Raw genomic sequence first — 22,848 nt, forward strand, 5'->3', positions numbered from 1 at the left:
TTCATGAAAATCACCCAATTCATTAGAAATAAAAAAAGCCTTCTCGGCGATTATTGGGGTGATTTTGAAAAGTCAAGAGGAATGTTTGTTCGCACCCCATGTTTGGGGGTGAAACAATAGAAGACCCTAGCTAGGAAGCTAGAGTCTGCAACGGAATGTGAATTCCGAGAAGCTTACAGTAGCTTTTGGAGGTGATCATTTGTTAAATTTATATCGCGTAACGATACGCAGTACAATGCAATATATCCATAATTCTCAATATAACAAAACGTAACGTAACGAAATAATTAATTCTTTGCCATAGAAAAGTGGCTCAAAACCATAATCAGTGCTTGAAAGAAATCCGTGGCTCCATAATAACTATATAACGGGTAAAGGATTGGGTTGAACATATTGGTTTTGATGCTGGGCCATCCGATCATGCACTGCTCTTTATGAAGCAGGATGTGGCGGGGGAACACTTCACTCCAACGTTGCGGCGGAGTATGGGGCAAACAAAATGCATGTTGTTACGAAACCTGGAAACGTTATTCGGGCAAAACGGCTCTTTTCCATTTTCTTACGAAACTCCATATCGCTATTGACCAAAAAAGAAGGCCATGGAGCAGAATTTCGCCCAAATAACGATGGTGAGTTTCGTTATATTTGAAACGGCATCGTTTTTAAGTCAATAACGTTACCCAGATTCGTTAGCGAGATTGAAACCGGACGGGAGCCGGGCAGATGACCCGTTAGCCCCCCATGCCGCTGACTGCGACACCATCAGATGATGAAAAATAGACGGATTTTCAAGGTAGACGTGCTATTCCGCTTGCAACAGTGTCAGCAGGCAGCTGCAGGCTGTGAAATAGACCGATTTTCAAGGTAGTTATTCCGCAGGTAGAAATCAAGCACTGATTTTAAGATTGAGCCAGAAAAGTTAATGTTTTATCATTAAGGAAATAATTTATTTAAAAAATATTTAAAGAAAGGAGCGGAAAGGTTGAAGAATATACTACTTGCCTTACTTATGATTTTTTTATTTTTGCCTGGGTGTTCATCGACTGATCCTCAAAAAGACGATAGCCAGACTGCACCACCTGCAGCGTCTAAGTCACCAACAAATGAAAGTGAGCCAACGACTCCCCCTATAAGCTCGCCGGAAAGTCAACCAGTGAATCAGCCAAGTCCATCGGAAAGTCAACCGCCAGAGGATGAACAACCGAGTCCACCAGAGGATGGAAGTGATTTATGGGAGAGAGATAAATGGGATAAGATGGGTCTTCCTAATGGGGATCTTATCGGAATAGTTAAAGGGGTTGATATTCAAGATGGGTATCTCATTAGCTTGACCGTTGAGGTTGAGCAGCAAATAACAGATTTTGGTACTATCCATGATGGGGATACTTTAACTATTCTTTACTATGGAGAATTACCAGAAAATAAAATCCCGGCTGTCAACGACCGTATTAAAACATTATTAAACCACTATATAACAGGTGCCGGGAGAAAGATTGAATGGGGAGGATTTGTTTCCGACATTGTTTATGAGGAGAATGGGAAAATGGTTAACATATTTGGGGAAGAGTTCAGGGATATGACATTTAATGAGTATGTCGAGAGCGTAAAATAATGAGATCAACGAAAGCAGCCCTTATCGGCTGCTTCTCAATCTGGGGTATTTTGGCATCGTATGCCCGAGAGAACCGATTATCACATTAGAGGAAACTGCCGATATTGGGAGGAATGGGAATGGGACGAAAGGAATAACAATAGAATCGATAGAAGTTATGAATAAACAGCTTCATGGGGCAGATAGTGTACGCGTCACTAAAGCCCCTCAGTTTAAAGTAAGTCAAAAACCGGACTCGAACCCTCAAATGTACAAATATAGTAATCAGAACCTTATTTCCATCCCTTAACGGAGATTCAAATTTTTGTGGCAGGAATGGCCAATATTGAAGCTTACCGCCGTAAAATAGCAGTAAGCTTTTTAAAATTTTTTGGATAAGAATGGAGTATTGTACTTCAATAAGTTCACCTGGAAAGTCAATCGCCAAGGCTATTATCGAACAGACGAATTATCTGACTATACAGATATAGGCAACTTCCATCATTCGTGGCAACTCGCCTTCACTCGACAAAAAAATTGTCCTTTTAATCAAATATATGCTTTTATAACACAGGAAATGTGTTATAATGATAGTAATAGTAAGGAGGATTTAGATGTCGTCAGAAGATAAAACGCCTAGACTTACCGTTTATTTTCCTGAGTCGGTAAAATTTCAATTGCAGCAAATGGCTAAAGAAACCGGATTTTCACAAACTCAACTTGTCGTTTTGGCAACTCACGGACTATTGGCAAATTACCGAATCAATGGGAGTGCCATTTTTGCTGAGCTGCTTAATGTAAAATCAAATACAAAGAACGAATAATAAACAACGTCTAAAAAAAACAGTAAGCTCATCATAAACCACGCAAATGTATATTGTGTAATGGTACGAAACACTATATAATACAAAATTGGAGGTGCAGACGTGAAATATTCAATTAATTTATTCGGTTATCACACAGAATGTCAATTATCGGTAGAACATGGAAAACTGATGTTGGACATCAGCGATGAGGAACAAAAAGCGCTGGAAGCTTATCTTACTCGGGTTCTACCAAGGTATGGAAAAGACCCAACGGGTTCAACACTGGCTGAAATGATTAATCAAGCGATTGAGGCAGAAAAGCAGGTAAGTGGCCACATGAGCGAGCCAAAGATTAAACTGCCTTACGAATTTATGCCAGAAATCAAAGAAAAGTTGATTGAGGCAGCCAATTTGCAAGACATGTCGGCCACGCAACTGCTTATTAAATTAATTGAGAAGAAATATCAAAGTGTAGTAATAGACCAGGAAGGGTGATTATTGATGGCATACGGAAACAAAGTGAAGTTCCATTATGATATACCAGTCTATATAAAGCAACAACTTGTAGAAACCGCAAAGAAGTTGAATATGACGGCAACGGAATTACTGTCGAGGACTATCGAAGAGGAATACATCCGAGTTACCAAGGATAAGAAAAATAAACAATCTTAGCAGGTTAAGCCTGTTTCCACAGAAAATTGCGAAAGTAAATGAACCGTTTTCAACGATATGCTTTCGTAGCGGTACTGGTCTACAGTCCGATCAACAGGATCGGTAAAAAAGCAATGGCATACGGTATATTCATCGGCTACATTCTGCTCAAGCAACAAAAAATAAAACTCTCCATCGTTTTCAATAACTCTGTAATGAAACTTGGTGTGGACATCATCTACCTGGAGGATCTCCGATATGGCCTTTCGGAGATTAGCTCCCAATTTGTCTAAAAATGGTTTCATGTTTGGTTCAATGCATTGAAATGTTCCCATAGTCGAATCCCCCTCTCTCCTAATTAGAAAAATCTAGCATCAACATTATACCAAACATATGTTTGTGTGTTAAGAGAAAAAGAAACTAACCTTACATGTAATTACGCAAATAATTGGGAAATGTTTCAAATAAAATGTGACAACACTCAACAGTTTTTCAAAGAGTCATACCTCTTCCATTATATAACAATACGAGGCGTTACGCTATACTGTGTAGAAAAATCTTGGCGGAAAGCGCAAAATCATGACGTATTCTTTTTACCTTGGGATTTGCTCCCGGCGTCCCTCTCTTTTGTGGCCAGTTGATGGATTGCTGCGATTAAATCCTCCATCTTCTGGGCTAGCGTATCTAAACGCTTGTTGAATCCGTTTAACAGGCGATTAAGGAGGATTGCCGCGACGACAATAGGAAATCCAACATTTGCAATGAGTTGGGCGTACAAAGCCAACTCGGAGTCTCCGTGTATCATACAATTTATTCCCCTTTCATGAACTTGATTTAATATTTGCGATGCGTAAAACAAACGACATAATTTTGCGACGGCAGATTACGCAAATATTATGTCGTTCAAATTTGTCGTATCAGGGCTTAATGATCGCTGCAACGTATTATGGAAATTGGGTTGTGGCCACCTAGCGGATCGACATCATATAAACGAACATACAGCTTCCGCAATTCCTGTAGTTGACGAGATAATTCCAATCCGAATTGATAAAAGACCTCTTGGCCCTCGGCCGGCGCATCTTCACATAAGCAATTAGCATAGGAAACAACGGCGGCATGGACACTTTGGATACTTTTTAATAACTTTTCACGACAAACCATTAACAACCCTCCTTTCGTAGATAAACCATCCATATCCATTTTTTTCAAAGCTTAATTTACAATTATAATAACATGTTGCGTGACGTAACGCAATATGGTGGTGAGCAAAATGTTTTGTTTCTAAGAATGTCTACGGTAATGTAACTGAAGGGTAAAAACTTCTTGATTTTTAATTATACAAATGTATAATTAAAAATCAATAGGAACATTGCTGTACTTAGATTCGTCTAATTATGGTAATAATCAATAAAAGGGGAGGGGGAGGCTTTCCCTGAATCGTTCAAGGGAATTTGGTTGTTTGCAGGATTTCATTATAGACTTATAGGAGTGCGCCATAAATGAATCGAAGATGGTTATTAGGTATGATGCTTGTTTTTACTCTTATAGTGGCCTCTGCATGCTCTGCGGGTAATAATTCTGACGAAGGTCCAAAACAGTCTGTTCTAACCTCTGATCAAGCTAAACAGGGGGTTAACTCCAATGAAGTTCAGCCAGTAATGGAAAGTAAGACTGAACTTGGTAGTATTACTGTTTTTGAACTTGATCCAGGCTGGTTCGAGAAAAAGACAAGTGAAATCCCCGTTTACAGTAAAGGAGACATTACGTACTTTGAACAGGCGGAAGTCAATAGTTATAATGAGGGCCATAGTGTAACTTGGGGTGATCCTCTTGTTCGAACTCTTATAGGAATCTCCAATTTGATCCCTTACGATTATTTGCAAGATAAGGCCATCGATGAACAGTTGAGTAAAGGTCCTTACAAAGCAGGGGAAGAACGCAAAATAACGACCTCCAATGGCATCGTTTTTATCCAGAAACAAAGAGACCCCGGAAAGACAAAAACGTCTGTTGTCGAAGTTCAAGTTCCCCAGTGGGGAACTTATCTGGTAACCCTGATGAACGGCCAGGATTCGGATATTCAGATCATTCATAAGATCGTTTTTACCAAGTCGGAAGGTTGATAAAAAGGAACCTTAAAAGCACGAAAATGTCAAGAAAGTCTCTGCTGTTATGATCATAAAAAATAAATTGGAGTGCATAGAGTAATGAAAGTACGAACGATATTAATAGGTCTGGCAATGGCTGTGACGTTAACCGGCTGTTCGACGCAAGCGGCCACTTTAGATTCCGGGATGCCGAACCAATCTCCTGCAAATCAAAGCACAAACGTGGACAATTCGATCAACTCGGACACGGTTCAAATATCAAGTGAGCAGGACAGGGGAACGGATTCATCGGCACAGTTCAAAAAGGAAGAAAAGAAGGTGCTTATGGAACCGATAACGCTGTATGAAGTGGATTCCAAGGAGTTTGCTAAGAAAACAAGTGAAATTCCGAGCTACTACAAAGGGGAAATCTCCTATGTAACGCAGGCCGAAATGGAGAGCTTTAATGAAGGTCATAGCGTAACTTTGGGAAGTCCGCTTGAGCGTACCATTATGGGGATTTCCAACCTCATTCCGAATGAATACCTGCCTGACCCAAGTATCGATCAGCAGCTTGCGAAGGAACAAGGGGGCACCCATCTGGATAAAACCGTCAAGATCACGACAGCAGGCGGTATAGTGTTTACAAAAAATCCTTATAACAAAGAAACGGAAAGTACAATTGTCGACGTGCAAGTGCCCGAGTGGGGAACGTACTCCGTCACTTGGAAAACGGGCCAAGGGTCGGGCATCGAGCTCATTCAAAAAATTGTTTTTACGAAGGCAGAGAACTTTAATGTCGAGTTGGTTGCCAAGCCACTTCTTCTTTATGCGATATCCGAAGATCTCCTGAAAAAAGACGTTTTGAAAATCCCGTATTATGGAATTGGCACCCTCGGACACGTCACAAATGAAGAAATTCAAAGTATCAATGAAGGCCATTCTCCTTGGAAAGCAACACCACTTCTAACGGCTGAATTCATGACAGCGAACCTGGTTCCGAAGCATGTAGATCCCAAAGAAGTATCTTATAGGGTTGTTCGTGTAGAACATGAGAATCAAGAAAATGAACTAACGATTGTAGAGGCTCAGGTGCCGAGTTGCGGGATCTACACGATTGCTTTGAATAATGCCGGTAAAGATAATAACACAATAAGTTTTATTACTCGAATTGAATTTAAGCCTACATCGTAAATAATAGAACAGGAACCAAGAAGTCCTTGGTTCCTGTTTCCTTTTAGGTAAACCGCCAAACACCATTTGTCAGCGGTACCGACTGCTCTTAACACAGAGGGAGCGACATCTAGGATTGCGCCGTTGACGGTGTAGTCCGGAGCACCCGCGTCACAACCGCACAAAGCGCATCGTTTTTCTCCTTCATGTTGTTGTGCCTGAAGAATAAAATTTCTTGATTTTTGATTATACAAATGTATAATTAAATTCAATAGGAACATTGCTGTACTTAGATTCGTCTAATTATGTTTTTACTCTTAATAATGGCCGCTGCATGCTCTGCGGCTAAGACTTCTGACGAAGGCCGAAAACAGTCTGTTCCAACCTCTGATCAAGCTAAACAGGAGGATAATTCCAATGAAGCCCAGTGGGGAACTTATCTGGTACCCCTGATGAACGGCCAGGATTCGGATATTCAGATCATTCAAAAGAGCGTTTTTACCAAGTCGGAAGGTTAATAAGAAGGAACCTTAAAAGCACGAAAATGTCAAGAAAGTCCTCTGCTGTTATGATCATAAAAAATAAATTGGAGTGCATAGAGTAATGAAGGTACGAACGATATTAACAGGGATCGCAATGGCTGTAGCATTAACCGGTTGTTCGACGCAAGCGGCCACTTTAGATTCCGCGATGCCGAACCAATCTCCTGCAAATCAAAGCACAAACGTGGACAATTCGATCAACTCGGACACGGTTCAAATCTCAAGTGAGCAGAACAGGGGAACGGATTTATCGGCACAGTTCAAAAAGGAAGAAAAGAAGGTGCTTATGGAACCGATAACGCTGTATGAAGTGGATTCCAAGGAGTTTGCCAAGAAAACAAGCGAAATTCCGAACTATTACAAAGGGGAAATCTCCTATGTGACACAGGCCGAAATGGAAAGCTTTAATGAAGGTCATAGCGTAACTTTGGGAAGTCCGCTTGAACGTACCATTATAGGGATTTCCAACCTCATTCCGAATGAATACCTGCCTGACCCAAGTATCGATCAGCAGCTTGCGAAGGAGCAAGGGGGCACCCATCTGGATAAAACCGTTAAGATCACGACAGCAAACGGTATAGTGTTTACAAAAAATCCTTATAACAAAGAGACAGAAAGTACAATTGTCGACGTGCAAGTGCCCGAATGGGGAACGTACTCTGTCACTTGGAAAACGGGCCAAGGGTCGGGCATCGAGATCATACAAAAAATTACGTTTCAACCTGAAGCCGAGAATCCAATGCAAGGACGCATAACAATTCTTGAGTTGGACGATAGCTGGTTTGCTAAGAAGACAAGTCAAATTCCTAACTATCGTAAAGGCTGCTTTTTATATTTTGAACAAGCTGCTGTCGATAGCCACAATCAGGGCCATAGCGTTCCTTGGAGTGATCCGCTTGTTCGGGCCATGTTGGGAATCGCCAATCTGATTCCTTACGAATACCTTCAAGATGAAGCGATTACTCAGCAGCTTTCGGATCGAAAAGACGCTATTACGTCGTCCAACGGTATTCAATTTACTCCAAAATACAACAGTTTCCAAGATCGACCGGCTGTGGTAGAAGTGAAAGTTCCCAATTTCGGCACTTACTTGGTCACGATGAACAGTGGTACAGATTCGGGCATTGCGATTATTCAAAAGATTGTCTTTGAAGCAGAATAAAAAATAGCTGCACCCTTTGGTGCAGCTATTTTTTATTTACGTAAACCGCCAAGCACAGGTAATTTCCGAACTGCCTCCAAGAGAAGACATCATGGCAGGGCTTAAATCGATGATAGCGCCAGTAATTTTATATTTGTCTCCGGTTGTATTGCAAGGAACGTTGCAAGCTTCGCAGCGCGGTTTATTCAAATAACCGGGTTGTTCGGCCCGAGGCACCGTACCGTTTTTCCAATACTCGTCTTCGTCGCAGTATTTTTTATCGAAATATGGCCCCACATCATTTACTGGCGCGCTAACCACTCTATTGTTAGCCATATTCGCTACGGCGACTTGTTTACCGCACAGATGATAGGAAGGCAGGGCAACGTAATTTGTGGTAAGCGGGGTGCATCCTCTGTCCACGTAGTAGGAGTCAGGGCCGCCTTGGAACACGGTTGCTCTTCCTTTGAACCATACCCCGACATTCATTGAAACCGTCTTTCCGTCATCGTCAACAAGGGTAATTTTGCGGAATGAGGACTCATTGTACACCGAAGATATCGTAGCACTAGCATAGGTAAAACCGGTGTCTCCTGCACTTCTGTACACGCCGCCGATTAGGAAAGCCGTGTCACTTGAAGGGGAGTTGGCGTATATCCGGATATTCCCACGATAGTTAGAATCCACATAGCCGACAGGGAGTCGGGGCTGAATGGTAATACCAAAAGATTGACGTGCAATGACGCTTGCCGGATGGTAGCTCTCTGCGGGCACTGCTTTGCTGATGGCCATCCACAAATAAGTTGAGGGGTTGTTGATTGGCATAGTAATCACTCCTTAATATAATATGTTACGCAACATTACGCAATATTGATTGTCATACTTTATTTAGGGAATTCAACGAACAAAGTGTTCCCTTCACCACGTTCGTCTACTTTTTATAAAGTAATGACACCTACATAATAACATGTTGCGTAACGTTACACAATATATATTGCAAAAATTTACCGTATTATATTGCGTAACGTAACGCTATATAATATAATAATAACAGAGCAGCTTCGAAGATCATTGGTGCTGGAGGGATACCATCCCATGTTTCTTCTCTATCCCAAGCTACGCTCTCAGATCCATTTGTACAATTCGGTATTAGGAAGGAACCGGACAACCTTACTGATATCGTTATGTCCAGGCAATTGTGCATGGATTACAAATAACGAAATAGGAAGGAAGGTTTCTCTTATGGCACTTGGTTGTGATACCGCAACAAAAGTTACTGCGGCAAGATTAAAGTCGATTAAAGAGAAGAAGTTCACGTTTATTGGTCGATACTTGAATCGCTTAGAGAGAATGCATGACGAGCTTACAGATGCCGAAGTAAAACGTATCTCCGACGAGGGATTGTACATTGTATCCCTTTATGAAAACGAGGGTGGTACAGATCCGGATTACTTTACTAAGGCCCAGGGTGTTAGCGATGCGGAGGATGCAGTGGAACTGGCAAGTGACTTGGGACAACCAAGGAATACACCCATTTACTTCGCAGTTGACACCGACATGACCACGAAGCAGATTAAAGATAAAGTTGTACCTTATTTCCAAGGGGTTAAGTCTGTTTTGGAAAACAGCAGAAAAAATCCCAATGGATATAAGATGGGGATATATGGATCAAGAGCAGTCTGCTCCTATATCCGCGGCACTTCTTCGGCTACGGAACGGTACACCTTTATAGTAGATAACAAGTGGCAAGGGACTTTCGATGATTGGAACCTTCGTCAATATAACTTTAACACCACGATTGGTTCCGGTAGCGGCAAAATTACCGTTGACTATGTTGAATCGTCTTCCCATGGGGGCGGAGGTTGGAAGAAATAATTCGACCTCTGGATAGGCAGAAAAAGCGGCCATTCACGAAATGGCCGCCTCTTTCATTATTTGTGGCTTTTCAACTTATCATAAGATTCATCGTATACCCATGTTAAACCACCGTCTTTGCTGGTTAGATAAATAGTTCCTATGTCTTCAAGTTCTTTATCTTTTACGGCAATGGGGAACAGTCCTTCTTTCCCGTTGAATATTGGTGAGAGAGGGTTCTTCCTATATTCGTCAAACTTTTCCGGAAGCGATACAGGGAGCCTTGCCCATGACTGTCCCCGATCTTTGGTCCAATAAATGACTGGCCCGTAGTCGGAATAATATCGGAAGCCTAAAAAGCCTATATCTTTGTCAGCAAAACCCGCAGCCGTCAAATGCTCCGAATAAACATCATTCGGGTTGCCTACCTCTTCCCATGTCTTCCCTCCATCCGAGGTCTGGAACACATAATTTAATGCGCTTCCTGCGCCGCGGGAGTGGCCGCTGACCATCCAACCATCCTTTTTCGACGTAAAACCGATGAATAACTCATTTCCCCTTGCGCCTTGAACTGTCGTATCGTTCCACGTTTTTCCCATGTCATCACTAATCAGAACATGGAGCGGTGATAATTTGTCGGGCTCGGGATTATACACGATCGCCGTTTTATCCTCGGAGATAAAAAAGCCGCTTTCGCTTATTCCTCTGTTCCTCGATTCCCTCGTCATATCTACTTTTAATGGTGTTTTCGCGGTAACTTCTCCATTCCGGTACGAGATGGAAACATTGCCCTCCGCATTGATTGAATACGAATGGCCTGCGTCATACGAGACAACTTGCTTCCCGTCGATGCTGGAATAGATCGTACCGGGTTTAAAGGATGCGCTGCTGCCGTTCGTAACGTTGGTGAAGGCGGCTAACATGCCAAATGTGAGGATAACGGTACAGAAAAGCGTAAGGCCGCTTCGTTTCTTGTTCATACTAAGGATGGACTTGAATCTTTGTTTCATTGTATGTTTCCCTCCCGCAAAGTTCGTGGATAACGCGGAAGGGCGTATGGGCTTATCTTGCATCGCCGATAAAATGGCTTCGCAGTACCTTTTACGATAGGTTAGGCTTTGCCCCCGGACCACTGTTTCATCACAGTACATTTCAATTTCTCGACCGGCTTCGCGCACCAATAGCCACACAAACGGATTAAACCAATGGATCGCCTGAACGATCAGGAGCAGCAGCTTATACCCGATATCAAATCGCTTATAATGAACCAGCTCATGCTTGACAATGAATTCGAGTTCTTCATCCGTATAGTTTTCATGCGGCAAAAATAGAACAGGTTTGAGAAAGCCCACCAGCATCGGATTGGGAACCTTTTCGCTTGTCAGTACAGCGATGGATGGCTTGACATTCATTTCCTTGAAGGCTTGCTCGATCGTGGCCGTCACGCTTTGGTTCAGGATGGGGCGGCTCCATCGCAGCGCTTGCTTTCTGAAAAGGAAGTAACCGATGAAGTGAAACAGCAGAAAAAGCACGAGTCCGGACATCCAGATGATAGAGAGAATGTCGAGAACAGATAGCATATGGCCTGAAGGCTCGACAGCATGACCAGGTAATTCGTTCTGCGTTGCTACAGGGGAGTTTTCTTGAGCATTTGAAGACGAATCCCCTTGGAAGACCGTTCCGATCATTGTATATTCAGGAACGTTAATTTGTACAAGACTAGTGGCAAACGAAAAGTGAAAGGGGAACAGCAAGCGTACAGCTACAATCATCCACACCCAGTATTTCCATCTGGCTGTATAGTTTTTGTGCAGCAGTGGAGACGCCAACTTTAAACCTAGTATAACAAGGCTCGTTGTAACAGAAATGATCAGAAAATCTGTAAACAGGCGTGTAAGCATTGCTATTCCTCCTTGGCCATTTGGTCAAGGAAATCGCGAAGTTCTGCAAGATCGCCTTTGTCGATGGCCTTCCCGTTGTACAGCGACATGACCATGTCTTGAATGGAGTTGTCATACAATTTTTCCAGTGTGGATTTTCCTTCGCTTTCCTTGTATTCCGTCTCCGAGATGACAGCGAAGTAACTATTGCTGCGTCCGATTTTTTCACAACAAAGAAATCCTTTGTCAACTAGCCGCGCCAATACGGTCATTAAAGTGGCTAACGCCCATTTTCTTTTATCCCGCAGTTGATCCAGGATGTAGGAAGAACTCACCTGTTTTCCGGCTCTCCAAATCACGAGCATGATCTCCAATTCTGCATCCGGCAATCGTTTGATTTTCCTGTCCATGGATCTTGACCTCTTTCCTATAGGATTGTGTATGAATTTAATTATACATTTGTATAATAAAAAAGCAAGTGCTTTTTATCCTTCGGTTATTAAAGACTTTTCTGCAGGGGATTATGTGCAGCGGGGTTTGAATTGGTCTGAAACCAAATAAGCATTCTGGGCTCTGTGCCTCTTTATGTTGAAAATATGAAATATACAAATGTATAATGAAACTTATATCCTAAATGAAGGTGATTGAAATGCAACCCCTATGGAGATTGTTAATCGGAGGTCTATTTATTGTTATACTTACGGCTTGCGGTTCAAAAGAGGCGGTAAATGAACAGCCTTCAAAGGAATATCTGGAATGGAAACAACAGGTTGAATCGTTATTAAAGGATAAACCTTATATCCTTCCAGCATATGATCCCCCAATTGGGCCGATTGAAATGGTGTACAATGAACTGTCACCCACAACCGTATCCTTTGACTTATATCGCTCGGATTCCTATGAAGTCTCTAATGAGCTTTCCGGGGTTCACACCCTTCATGATCTGTTTTATTCTTTTTCATGGGATAAAGAGGGGAAAGAGTTGAACGATTCCGGTGTCCTATACCGAATAAGGGAACAGGATGTTTTCAACGACAAGACTACGGAATATCGTAAAGAGGAATTGAATTCGCTTAAAGCTCCGGAACAAAGTAAGGACTTACAAGAAGTCATTGTTGCTTTTTTGAGTAAAAAGGGAGTTAGCTCTGCCCAAGTCGAAATCGTTCATTTAGAACGGGAAACGAAACTAGATTTTCAGTTTATGATTAAGGCTCAACATCAAAGTTAGTGCTTGACTTTATGTACCAAATCGTTCACGGTTACATTCGACCAGAAGTCCTTGTACGTAACGTTCCCGGTTCCGGGTGAAGTAATGTCGGCGTTGAAAGGCTTTCATTCGGTTGTTTCTTCCTTCAACCGCCGCATTGGTCCACCGACAGGAGTGATAATTGACGATCTCCGTTCGCCAGTTTCGCATCGTTTTGATGCAGGTGGCTACTGCCGGATGCTGAAAATGTTCCCCTTGTCCCAGCCAGCGGTCAAACCAGATGGCAGCTACTTTGGCGTCCGGTGCACCGTCGTACCATTCCCCAAGCGCTTCTTTCCAGGCATGAACCTGCTGTAAAAGCGACGAATAGCTGAGGATTTCTTGTAACTCCTGCTGCTTTTCAGGGGGCAACGATGCTGCCTGGGGGTTTAGAAGCCGGTGTTTGGCTTTGAGGTTTGCCCGGGCTCTGGCCGACAGCGAACCCTGTACGTCTTTTCGGACCGCCTGAAGGGCATCGATCACGTAACGCGTCACGTGAAACCGGTCCGCGACTCGAAGGGCATCAGGAAAACATTCCTGAATCCAGGCATGGTAATAGGGAGCCAGATCCATCACCACCGCCTTGGGACGAAGCGCCAGAAACTCCGGATGCTTATGCGCATAATCCCGCAATTCTTCCAGTTTGCGTCCGGGCAAAATATCCAGCAACGTCTCGCCTCGGAGGTTATGGATGCCGGTATTGTAGGTATGACCTTTTCGAATCGCAAAATCGTCGATGCCCAGTACGAGATGGCGGCTGCTGGCGGCCTCTTTCCACGCCAATTGCCGAAGCCGTTCACTTTCCACCGACAACCATCGTTGGTGTTTGATCTGCAAGGTGCTGGCCGGCATGCGATGAATCTCCGCACTCTGCTTGACGGTGGAGACCGACGCGGTGTGAATGGCCTGTTGCTCGGACGCGGTACTGTAGCGTTTGCCAGGACCGACAAACGAGTACCGCCAAACAAAACCGGCATGACAACTCTTGCAGAACAGACGAATGGCCGGAGCCAGGAGATAAACGATTTTGCCGAAAGCGTCAGCATGCCGAATTTTCCGGGTTTGGTTGCTGCCTTTGCGAATGACCGAACGATCCGAACGGCAAATGGCGCAAGCCTGCTTGCGTGACTTTGGAACAACCTGAATATGGATCGTTTGCTCATCAATTTCCACAATCTGTTGAACATTTACCTCTGGTAAATTGACTAAAAGATCAGTATACTGGTTGTGCATCTGTCATTCCTCGAGTTGGATTGGTCGCACAACCATCTTATGGAATGTACAGATGTTTTTCAATTTTTGCTCTACATGTTGTCAAGCACTATGTTTGGTATAGAGCCTAAAAATATTTATAAAATATCTAAATTTGAATCCGGTGCTAATAAAGTATCGGGGAGGAGATTAATTTTATTTCCAGAAGATCATTTTGACTCAGAGACAATAGATGATGTATTGGCCAATACTATAAGAATGCAGCCAAGGGCCTTAGTTTTGTGTCCTTCTGAACCAATTTTGGATGAGATGAAGCAATTACTTGAATCCATTGTACCAGAATACAAGTTATTTTATGCCAGAGATGTGGAGGATACAATGGAGCCATTTACTACTTCACAGAATGGGATCTTATTATTATCCGGCAGATATGAGGGTATAGATTTAAAAGATTCAGATTGTCGTCTTCAATTATTTGTTGAGCTTCCTACAGCACTAGGGCTGCCCGAACAATTTCTCCAAGATAGATTAAAAGCTACCGAAATTTTTGAAAACCAACTGCTAACACGGCTTGTACAAGGTTTAGGAAGATGTACCAGAGGAACTAAAGATTATGCAGCCGTTTTGTTTTTCGGAAATCGTATAGGTAAGTATCTATATAAAGATGAATTCAGAAAGTTGTTACCCGCAGAAATTGATTCTGAAATGACATTAGGATTCTCACAAATTGAACATATAAAAGATAAAGAATCATGGCTTAAATCGTTACAAGACTTCTATGAACAAGGTAAAGCATGGAAAGAAGCAGAAGATTACATTAAATATGAAACTGTAGAGAAAAATAAAGATAGGAAGATTAATCCTTCTAACCAGTTAATGATGCAAGCAGTAATAAATGAAGTTGATTATCTTTACTCTCTTTGGGATGGAGATTGGGAAAAGGCTCATCAAGCTGCAGATAGAACAATAAATCAATATGGTAGAAATGACAGTATGAAGGGGTATAGAGCATGGTGGAATTACTTGATTGCTTGTCTCTCAGTTCTACAACAAGATTTTGAAAAAGCCAAGGAGTTTCATAATAAAGCAATTCAAGCAGCTCCATATAAACTATGGCTTGATAAAAGAGTTTTCGATGCTCATGAAATTGATGATATAGTTGTGCCAGAGTTATTTGAACAGCAGGTTAATTCAGTACTTTCAATACTTGAATCGTATGGAGACCGAAACACTAGATTTGAAAAAGAGTGGCAGAAGGTAAGGAATGGGTTACAACAAAAGAATGCAGAACAGTATGAGATTGCTTTTTGTTCCTTAGGAAAGTTCCTTGGCTACCAAACTGAACGTCCATTAGGAAAAGGGACTCCAGATAGCGTTTGGAACATCGAACTATCTTGGGTGGTATTTGAAATCAAAAGTAATATTGAAAACGCAGAAAGTGCTATACCATTGGATGATATTCGTCAAGCCTATTTTCATGATAAGTGGGTCCAACATCATCGAAACATTCCAGAAGATGCAGAAATTTATAATGTATTAATTTGCGCAAAACAATTTGTTGAACAATATGCTGCTCACGCAACAAATGGAATTTATTTGTTAGACCCGACGATTATCGAAAGCATTATGGAGAAAACTGAGAACATACTTCGTACCGTTTTAGGAAAACTAAAATATTCCACTTACGATGATGCAAGAGCAACGCTAGTATCATTGTTGAAGAGTAATTCTGTTGATGCTGTAAGCCTACAAAAGTTATTTTGTGAATTTCCGTTGAAAAATACGGTTGGATAGTAGCAGAATTATAAAATTTTTTAGAGGAGAGCCATGATTCACTCTATTCCAAATAGAGACGTAGGATATCGAAGGAAAACTGAAGCCTAACAATAAAGCAACAAGTACTCGAACCGGAGTCTTGTTGCTTTATTTGAAATCATGGACGTGACTTAAGAAGGAAGGAAAGATTAGTGTAGGTCAAAGAAACCATAGTAAGGAAAATTATAGTATCTTCATAAGATTAGGAAATGTCGATATATATCGTACTAGTGGTTTAGTCGATTTCTCACGGTTCGCAGTGCACTTCATCCTTTTCCTGTTCGGTTTGTCCCACCAATGGTTCATCAATCATTACTTCCTGTCCTTGAAGTTCCTCAAACTCCAGTGCCGAATTAATCTCGGATTGCCGCGCTACCATCTCCTGTAATTTTTGCTCAAATTCAAAAGGCTTGTCGATTTCATTCTGAGCAGCCGTTAGCTGATCGTGCATATCTTTTTGCTTTTGTTCAGCATCTTGCAGCAAAGAAGGGATTTTTTCAATGGCATTCTCGATTCGGGAAATGTTGCCCAATTCTGATTCTCCTAAATCAATGGCGTAGATTTTCGCTCCTTTGATTTCCAGATGCATATTGTACATCGATTGACGGGCAAGCAAAAGTTCAAATCCCCGATAAGATCCGATTCGTACCGATTTATCAGGTTGCAATTCCGTCATGTTGAAAAGGAGGAGAAGCATTTCGCCTGCCTTTGGGCGTTCCGTAAAGGTTTTTCCATCCAATTCCATGACAAAAGATTGGTTCATGGACTGGCTGGATAAGTGAATGTCTGCTTGTAAATCCTTGATCTCTTGCTGTATCTTTTCGATTAATTGCGGATACTGCTTGATTCTGCCCTTCAGCATCATACGTTCGTTATGCCAATTGGATTGCAGCAGTTTCAGGCGAATGACTTCGTTGTCTACCTGCATTTTCTCCGCAAGCAATGGATTCGCGGTTGCAATAGCTTTTACCTCGGCGGCAGAAAGAACCGTTTCATCGGCATCTTCACAGGAGCGGGAAATGCTTTTTCCTGTCATGACCTGGGAGATATAGCGAAGTTTTTGTTCTTGGATTTGCCATAGGTAGGAGTCGAAAGTTCCCTTGGTGACATAACGGAATATCTGGACGACTTCATTCCGATTGCCTTGGCGCAGAATACGACCGTCACGCTGCGTAATGTCTGCCGGACGCCAAGGACAATCCAAATGGTGAGCCGCAATGAGTCGATCTTGCACATTGGTACCAGTTCCCATTTTTTGAGTCGATCCGAGCAATATCCGGACTTCGCCGCGGCGAACTTTTTCAAAAAGTTCCTCCCGCTGCACATCGGTCTTCGCATCATGAATAAAAGCGATTTCTTGTTCAGGTACACCGAAATGAGACAGTTGGGCTTTTACCTCATCGTACACATTAAATTGTCCCGGTTTCGGAGTGCCGCTGTCGCAAAAAATCACTTGAGTAAGCTGGTCATCTTGGGTTTTCTTCCAAATGTCAAAAACGTTGGAGATACAGCGATTCAGTTTAGAGTCCGGATCGGAGGGGGCTTCTTCGTCCACGAGTCGGGGATCAATGGACATGAGTTTTGCTTCGTGTGTCAGCTTCAGCATATTGTCTTCCGTAGCATCCACTTCGTTGTTCCGTATTTTCTCTGCTCGCTCGACAAATTCGTTCATCATCATCTTTTGATAAGGAGTGCACTCGCTGACAACGATGGTAGCTTTACCGCCTTCCAACTGTGGGGTAGGAAGTTTCAGCATGTCGGCAGTCTGAATATCGGCAACAAGACGGAATAGGCTCATCAGTTCCGGCAAGTTGTGAAACTTGGCAAAGCGGGATTTCATCCGGTAGCCACTGCCTTCCGGAGTAATTTCCAATGAGGTTACGACTTCGCCGAACGTTGCTGCCCAGTTGTCGAAAAAGTGTAATCCCAATTTTTGCAGCAAATGTGGTTGAAGGTAGCGCTGCATGACATACATCTCGGACATGCTGTTACTGATCGGAGTGCCAGTAGCAAAAACGACGCCGCGGCCGTTGTTGATTTCCTGCAAATATTGGCATTTCAGCAGCATGTCCGTCGCTCGTTGGCTGCTGGATTTACCGATGCCGGCAACGTTACGCATTTTAGTGAATGTGAAGCAATTTTTATACGCATGTGCCTCGTCGACAAATAACATATCCACACCAAGCTGCTCGAAGGTAATCAAATCGTCTTTTTTGCCTTCATTGACTAAACGCTCCAGACGGGATTTCAGGTTGTTCTCGAAAACGACCATCTGCTTAATGCTCCAGTTGTCTCCCTTTTCTTTTTTCATCTGGTCAATCATCTGGGAGACGTTGCGGATTTCATCTTGCAGGAGCTGTTCTTGGCGTTTCTTGGAGATGGGGATTTTCTCAAATTGGCTGTGGCCGATGATGATGGCATCGTAATCTCCCATCGCAATCCGTGAGACAAAGCGCTGGCGATTGGCCAGAGCAAAATCCTTTCTTGTCGTTACCAAAATATTTGCAGCAGGGAAGAAACGTAGAAATTCATTGGCCCATTGTTCGGTTAAGTGGTTTGGGACGCAGTACATCGGTTTTTGGATCGCGCCGATACGCTTCAAGTACATGCCTGCGGCAATCATAGCGGCGGTTTTGCCCGCGCCGACTTCATGAGCCATAAGGGCAGTGCCGGAATAGATAATTCGGGCCGCGACATCCTTTTGGTGCTTCCGCAACGCCATTTCCTCATTCATGCCTTGGAACACCAGATGATCGCCATCATAAGTACGAGGACGGATCGTGTTAAACTTATCGTTGTAAATAGCAAGCAACGTATCCGCCCGTTCCTTGTCTCGGAACAACCAGGCTCCAAAGGCTTCTTTCATTTGCTGTTGTTTGGCACGGGCAATCATCGTTTCTTTGGCGTTAACCACGTATTTGACCTGCTCCTTGCCATTGCTGTCCAAGTAGGTGACCGGATCTCGAATCGTAATACTTTGCAAATTCAAACTGCTTTCAAAAATCTCGTAGGCGTTCGCTCGATGGGTACCGTAGGTCTGGTTTGCCTTGATGGAGTTTCGCTCCAACGTTTTACCGGATACGCGCCACGTATTGGTATATTCCAAATATTCCACGTCGATGGTACGGGCTCTTTGAAACGCTTGGGTCGTCCCAAAGGTTTCATACATAAAATCGCGGTAATAGCGTACGGGAATCCACGGGCTGCCAATGCGAAAATCGATATCGCCCGGCAACAGCGGGGCAGGTTGAACGCGGGATAACGCCGCTACATTACGCTCGAACAAGTCAGGAAATTCTTGCGCCTTTAACGTGGCGTAAGCTAACTTATCTTTCACATTGCCGGACAAATATTCCTCGTCCAGCTCCCATCCTTCCTCTTCGTCACCGGTATATTTTTGTGGATTCAGGAAGATGCGATCCCCTAGTTCTTCCCGTATTTCGGCGACCGATTTGCCGCATAAGTGGGCAATATACGGCAAGTCAACTCGTAACCGTTGATTTAAACAAATTTGCAAGGCTTCCAGGGCGCTATCCGCTTGGTCCGGCAGGCGGTTCATTCTAATGGTTGGGCGAGAAAAGATAGCAGCCTTCGCCCATGTTTTATCCGAAGTCTGATCTTCGATGGAGCGCAAGAGCGGCAGTTGATCATCATCGGTAAAAGCGGCCGTATTCGCTCGATCGTTGATAAAACCGTGTTGCTGGACAAAGCGGTCGTATACCTGATTGAGTTGCTGCTGGGCTTTCTTTAGCTCCGTTTCATCGTATCCGGATTCGTGGGATTGGATATAAATAACATCCAAGAGAGCCGACTTGATTTCGCACAATCCCTTGATGCGATCGGCTTTTTTGCCTTTGATGTCCTGCGGTAACAAATAGCCATTCTCGCAGTAAAAAATTTGACCTTCTTGAATGATATAGGTAAAGTTTTTGGTTCCAGGAGGAGCCTTGATTGGTTTGACTTCTTCCTCATCCAACACATCCGGCAAGTTTGTTTCCCATGTTTTTTCCGATGCGCCGGGTAAGGAGGCTTGTAGCGTACTGAGTGCTTGCTCCAGCAGGGGAGATAGTTCCTGGTTGTCATGCGGCACACAAGCTGTAGTCTGCTCCGGCCCATACATGCCGCGATCCCAAACCATTCGTCCCAGCACCATTTCAGGATGAGAGAGATAATAACGGTTGATCGGCACGCCATCTTCGGTAACACCGGTAAACACCCATTCTGGCATGTCTTCCCTTTTCAACGACTTCAGCGGCTGTTCCCGTTTTTGCAAAAATACGATGTCAGTCGTGACTTCGGCTCCGGCCAGCGATTGAAAGGTTGTGTTAGGCAGGCGTACAGCTCCGATCAGGTTCGCTTTTCGCGCCAGCACTTCCCGAACGGAGGAATCCTGTTTGTCCAGTGTCCCTTTGCTGGCGATAAAGGCCAAGATCCCGCCAGGTTTGAGCAGGTCCAAAGATTTGACGAAAAAATAATCATGGATCAGGTAATTGCTGGTGTAGCGCCGGTCAAATACACGAATATTGTGAAACGGAATATTGCTGAAAATAGCGTCAAAATGATTGTCCTGAAAATCGACCGTTTCAAAGCCCTGTAGATGTATAGTTGCTTGAGGATATAGCTGTCGTGAGATTCTACCGGTGATGCTGTCCAGTTCCACGCCATGAAGCTCAGCCTGTTGCCAATCCAGAGGCAAAACTGAAAAGAAATTTCCGGTTCCCATGGAGGGCTCAAGCAATTTGCGGCCTGCTCCATCCGTAAGGCCAAAACGATGCAACGTGACATGAATGTGTTCAATAAGGAATGGCTCGGTATAAAAAGCTGTGATCGTGGAGTTTCGCGCCGCTGCATATTCCGTTTCATCCAGCAAATGTTTCAGTTCCTGGTACTCGTTTTCCCAACCGGGGGCGGATGGATGAAAGGCGTTGGCCAAGCCGCCCCACCCGACATAACCGGCCAGGATCTGTTGTTCATCCTGACTGGCGAAGCGGTTTTCATGTTCCAGTTGCTTAAGCAATTGAATGGCTTCCACATTCCGTTTGTATTTGCTTTTCGGGCCTGAAACGTAAGGGGAAGCCTCCGGGTTAAAGCGAAAATTGACAGCGTTGCTGGGAGTGGGTGAAAGAGTAGGAGTATTGGATGTCTTGACTGCACTTTCGTTATTTTCATAACCCGTTTCAAGATCAGGATTATCTTGATTGGTCACTTCCTCAAGCCTTATGGTTGCCTGTTCACTTGCCTCCTGTTCACCGCCAACGGATACCTGTTGTTCCATTTGCAAGGCATAGTCAAACAATGTCCACTCCTGTTCAACAGGAGGGAAGGGATCGAAGTTCTCATCATATCGGCCATTCTGAATCAGTTGAAGAATCTTGGCCGCGACTTTATTCCAGGTGAAAGTACCATGATGTTCGCCATCCGCATCCGTCCAATACAACTCGATCCCTTTGCCATTGTAGTCGAATCCGCGAAGACCGCTACCGAACTCTCCTCTTGCTTCGCCGACTCCGTATAGGGACTTGAGCAATGCGGCAAGATTAGCTGGTTTTACGGGCTGTGGTTCTTCGGTAACAAATTGATACACACGCGGTTTGATCACCAATCCGCCTCGGTCGCTGCGCAGCAGGTATTCCAACATATCTTCGGCAGAAAACCTGTTGTTGTCGTTTTCCTTTTTATGCGTAAAAAAAGAACCGCTGTCATGCGGTTCCGGGTTCGGTCTCGATTCGGTTACCTCGGTTTCAACACGATGTCGTTCAATACCAGTTCCTCGGCTGTGGACTTGATCTGATTCAGGTGGCGTGTCCTCTCCAAAATATCTTCGGTCTGCGGCATCGGACGAAATCGGAGAAGTTGTTTCGTGAGCTGCTCTATCTTCTCGTTGGCCTCCCGATCTGCCTGGTGCATTTTTTCCATCAGATTCCCTTGCATTTTCAAGCTCATGAACCTCTGAGGATGATGATTCCGCAAATAGTTCAGTGCCATTCGCCCGTATTTGCCCAGAGGTTGCTGGTCGGCCTCCGCTTGATTGGAGATTTGCAGTTGAGGATAAAGCAGGCCGTCCGTCTGTTCGAAATAATGCAGATTCGCCTTCATTTCGGTCATGAGTCATACTCCTTTCCTGTTCCATGATTTTGACATGTCTCCCGATGTCCAGCAGGATTTCTTTGGATAACTCGGTGACGATTCCGCCAAGCCGGGACATGAGAGGCACGGTATTCCAATGAGGGATCGTATCAAAGGCTGGAGAGAGGACGGATTCCGGTATGCCGCAGCGCTGGTGAATTAAAAAACGGCTGCTCGCTTCAATCAACTCCAGCATTTGATCCTCAATGCCCTGGGTAGGGAGTGAACTAAACAGATGATCAGCCATGTCCAGTTCCATATCCTGCATAGAATCATCCAAAGAATCCATGCTTTGTCTAATCATCATGCCAATACATTCGCTGAGATTATCGGTATCGTAGGAGGAAAGTCTTCCTGCCAATTCGGCCATATCCAGATGCTCCAAACGCCATGTTTTTGGCGCGGCCTTACCGTAAGTTTGGGTTACGTCAAATAAATAATCAAGCGTTAAACGAGTATCCCGATAATCGCAAACAGCGATTGCTTTTTCTCCCTTGATGACATAACGTCCCAATTTGTTCCATAGAGGCAGGGAGGCCAGCATGGTCGCATTGGGGTTTTGCATATAGATAAGCAAGGCATTATCGAAAGAGTATTTATAAATGCCGGAAGCAAAGGTCAGGTAGTTCGTCCAGGCTTCCGGCGAATTGGAGATGTAGGATACACCTGATTCATACAACGATTTCAGTTGTTTCGCACGCGCCATGTGGTTGTCCTCCTTCCT

General features: G+C 43.7%; 16 protein-coding genes. 9 read left to right on the top strand and 7 right to left on the bottom strand.

Translation table 11 applies throughout. The features are described 5' to 3' along the window. Positions 1 to 982 precede the first annotated feature (982 nt). The 3 genes from KQI79_RS10325 (at position 983) to KQI79_RS10335 (ending at position 2,892) form a co-directional block, all read left to right on the top strand. Positions 983 to 1,612, top strand: coding sequence for a hypothetical protein (locus KQI79_RS10325; protein WP_216538161.1), 630 nt, complete (start codon positions 983 to 985; stop codon positions 1,610 to 1,612). Positions 1,613 to 2,205: 593 nt separating this feature from the next. Next, positions 2,206 to 2,415: a hypothetical protein gene (locus tag KQI79_RS10330; RefSeq protein WP_144941241.1), complete on the top strand. Its 210-nt coding sequence runs from the start codon at positions 2,206 to 2,208 to the stop codon at positions 2,413 to 2,415. 102 nt (positions 2,416 to 2,517) lie between these two features. Beyond that, complete coding sequence (locus KQI79_RS10335) at positions 2,518 to 2,892, top strand: hypothetical protein (RefSeq protein ID WP_144941239.1); 375 nt, start codon at positions 2,518 to 2,520, stop codon at positions 2,890 to 2,892. A gap of 173 nt (positions 2,893 to 3,065) precedes the next feature. On the opposite strand, the gene KQI79_RS10340 is transcribed toward KQI79_RS10335, so the two are convergent. Further along, positions 3,066 to 3,383, bottom strand: coding sequence for a hypothetical protein (locus KQI79_RS10340; RefSeq protein ID WP_216538162.1), 318 nt, complete (start codon positions 3,381 to 3,383; stop codon positions 3,066 to 3,068). Between the two features lie 242 nt (positions 3,384 to 3,625). Next, positions 3,626 to 3,853, bottom strand: a complete 228-nt coding sequence (locus KQI79_RS28210) for a YvrJ family protein (protein ID WP_144941237.1) — start codon at positions 3,851 to 3,853, stop codon at positions 3,626 to 3,628. Positions 3,854 to 4,547: 694 nt separating this feature from the next. Between KQI79_RS28210 and KQI79_RS10350 the strand changes: the two genes are divergently transcribed. The 3 genes from KQI79_RS10350 to KQI79_RS10360 all read left to right on the top strand — a co-directional run bounded on the left by KQI79_RS10350 (position 4,548) and on the right by KQI79_RS10360 (position 8,012). Continuing rightward, the gene (locus tag KQI79_RS10350) at positions 4,548 to 5,171 is read left to right on the top strand and encodes a hypothetical protein (protein ID WP_216538163.1); all 624 of its coding nucleotides are present in this window, start codon (positions 4,548 to 4,550) and stop codon (positions 5,169 to 5,171) included. An 84-nt stretch (positions 5,172 to 5,255) separates the two neighbouring features. Continuing rightward, on the top strand, positions 5,256 to 6,329 hold the full coding sequence (locus KQI79_RS10355; protein WP_216538164.1) for a hypothetical protein: 1,074 nt from the start codon (positions 5,256 to 5,258) through the stop codon (positions 6,327 to 6,329). Between the two features lie 582 nt (positions 6,330 to 6,911). Next, entirely contained in the window at positions 6,912 to 8,012 is a 1,101-nt protein-coding gene (locus tag KQI79_RS10360; protein WP_216538165.1) for a hypothetical protein, read from the top strand. A 36-nt stretch (positions 8,013 to 8,048) separates the two neighbouring features. Here the strand turns inward: KQI79_RS10360 and KQI79_RS10365 are convergent, their stop codons facing one another. Continuing rightward, positions 8,049 to 8,816 carry a hypothetical protein gene (locus KQI79_RS10365; protein WP_216538166.1) on the bottom strand — a complete coding sequence of 256 codons (768 nt, stop codon included), beginning with the start codon at positions 8,814 to 8,816 and terminating at the stop codon, positions 8,049 to 8,051. Positions 8,817 to 9,233: 417 nt separating this feature from the next. Between KQI79_RS10365 and KQI79_RS10370 the strand changes: the two genes are divergently transcribed. After that, positions 9,234 to 9,866: a glycoside hydrolase domain-containing protein gene (locus tag KQI79_RS10370; RefSeq protein ID WP_186328492.1), complete on the top strand. Its 633-nt coding sequence runs from the start codon at positions 9,234 to 9,236 to the stop codon at positions 9,864 to 9,866. 56 nt (positions 9,867 to 9,922) lie between these two features. Here KQI79_RS10370 and KQI79_RS10375 read toward each other — a convergent pair whose 3' ends face one another. Next, the gene (locus KQI79_RS10375) at positions 9,923 to 11,746 is read right to left on the bottom strand and encodes a M56 family metallopeptidase (RefSeq protein ID WP_216538167.1); all 1,824 of its coding nucleotides are present in this window, start codon (positions 11,744 to 11,746) and stop codon (positions 9,923 to 9,925) included. A gap of 2 nt (positions 11,747 to 11,748) precedes the next feature. After that, entirely contained in the window at positions 11,749 to 12,135 is a 387-nt protein-coding gene (locus KQI79_RS10380) for a BlaI/MecI/CopY family transcriptional regulator (RefSeq protein WP_144941217.1), read from the bottom strand. A 224-nt stretch (positions 12,136 to 12,359) separates the two neighbouring features. Between KQI79_RS10380 and KQI79_RS10385 the strand changes: the two genes are divergently transcribed. Further along, positions 12,360 to 12,953: a hypothetical protein gene (locus tag KQI79_RS10385; RefSeq protein WP_144941215.1), complete on the top strand. Its 594-nt coding sequence runs from the start codon at positions 12,360 to 12,362 to the stop codon at positions 12,951 to 12,953. A 9-nt stretch (positions 12,954 to 12,962) separates the two neighbouring features. Here the strand turns inward: KQI79_RS10385 and KQI79_RS10390 are convergent, their stop codons facing one another. Continuing rightward, positions 12,963 to 14,204 carry an ISL3 family transposase gene (locus KQI79_RS10390; RefSeq protein WP_015253098.1) on the bottom strand — a complete coding sequence of 414 codons (1,242 nt, stop codon included), beginning with the start codon at positions 14,202 to 14,204 and terminating at the stop codon, positions 12,963 to 12,965. Positions 14,205 to 14,294: 90 nt separating this feature from the next. Here KQI79_RS10390 and KQI79_RS10395 point away from each other — a divergent pair, with 90 nt between their 5' ends. After that, positions 14,295 to 15,977, top strand: a complete 1,683-nt coding sequence (locus KQI79_RS10395) for a helicase C-terminal domain-containing protein (protein WP_216538168.1) — start codon at positions 14,295 to 14,297, stop codon at positions 15,975 to 15,977. A 268-nt stretch (positions 15,978 to 16,245) separates the two neighbouring features. Here KQI79_RS10395 and KQI79_RS28215 read toward each other — a convergent pair whose 3' ends face one another. Next, positions 16,246 to 22,830 (bottom strand): SNF2-related protein, encoded by a 6,585-nt coding sequence (locus KQI79_RS28215; protein ID WP_483311380.1) that lies wholly within the window; start codon positions 22,828 to 22,830, stop codon positions 16,246 to 16,248. Positions 22,831 to 22,848 lie beyond the last annotated feature (18 nt).

This window comes from Paenibacillus sp. MSJ-34, assembly GCF_018918005.1.
Classification (GTDB): domain Bacteria; phylum Bacillota; class Bacilli; order Paenibacillales; family Paenibacillaceae; genus MSJ-34.

Bases quoted from the DNA above. Each gene is read 5' to 3' on its own strand.
- KQI79_RS10330 (WP_144941241.1), top strand. From the start codon at position 2,206: ATGTCGTCAGAAGATAAAACGCCTAGACTTACCGTTTATTTTCCTGAG.
- KQI79_RS10340 (WP_216538162.1), bottom strand. From the start codon at position 3,383: ATGGGAACATTTCAATGCATTGAACCAAACATGAAACCATTTTTAGAC.
- KQI79_RS28210 (WP_144941237.1), bottom strand. From the start codon at position 3,853: ATGATACACGGAGACTCCGAGTTGGCTTTGTACGCCCAACTCATTGCA.
- KQI79_RS10350 (WP_216538163.1), top strand. From the start codon at position 4,548: ATGAATCGAAGATGGTTATTAGGTATGATGCTTGTTTTTACTCTTATA.
- KQI79_RS10355 (WP_216538164.1), top strand. From the start codon at position 5,256: ATGAAAGTACGAACGATATTAATAGGTCTGGCAATGGCTGTGACGTTA.
- KQI79_RS10360 (WP_216538165.1), top strand. From the start codon at position 6,912: ATGAAGGTACGAACGATATTAACAGGGATCGCAATGGCTGTAGCATTA.
- KQI79_RS10365 (WP_216538166.1), bottom strand. From the start codon at position 8,816: ATGCCAATCAACAACCCCTCAACTTATTTGTGGATGGCCATCAGCAAA.
- KQI79_RS10370 (WP_186328492.1), top strand. From the start codon at position 9,234: ATGGCACTTGGTTGTGATACCGCAACAAAAGTTACTGCGGCAAGATTA.
- KQI79_RS10375 (WP_216538167.1), bottom strand. From the start codon at position 11,746: ATGCTTACACGCCTGTTTACAGATTTTCTGATCATTTCTGTTACAACG.
- KQI79_RS10380 (WP_144941217.1), bottom strand. From the start codon at position 12,135: ATGGACAGGAAAATCAAACGATTGCCGGATGCAGAATTGGAGATCATG.
- KQI79_RS10385 (WP_144941215.1), top strand. From the start codon at position 12,360: ATGAAGGTGATTGAAATGCAACCCCTATGGAGATTGTTAATCGGAGGT.
- KQI79_RS10390 (WP_015253098.1), bottom strand. From the start codon at position 14,204: ATGCACAACCAGTATACTGATCTTTTAGTCAATTTACCAGAGGTAAAT.
- KQI79_RS10395 (WP_216538168.1), top strand. From the start codon at position 14,295: ATGTTTGGTATAGAGCCTAAAAATATTTATAAAATATCTAAATTTGAA.
- KQI79_RS28215 (WP_483311380.1), bottom strand. From the start codon at position 22,830: ATGGCGCGTGCGAAACAACTGAAATCGTTGTATGAATCAGGTGTATCC.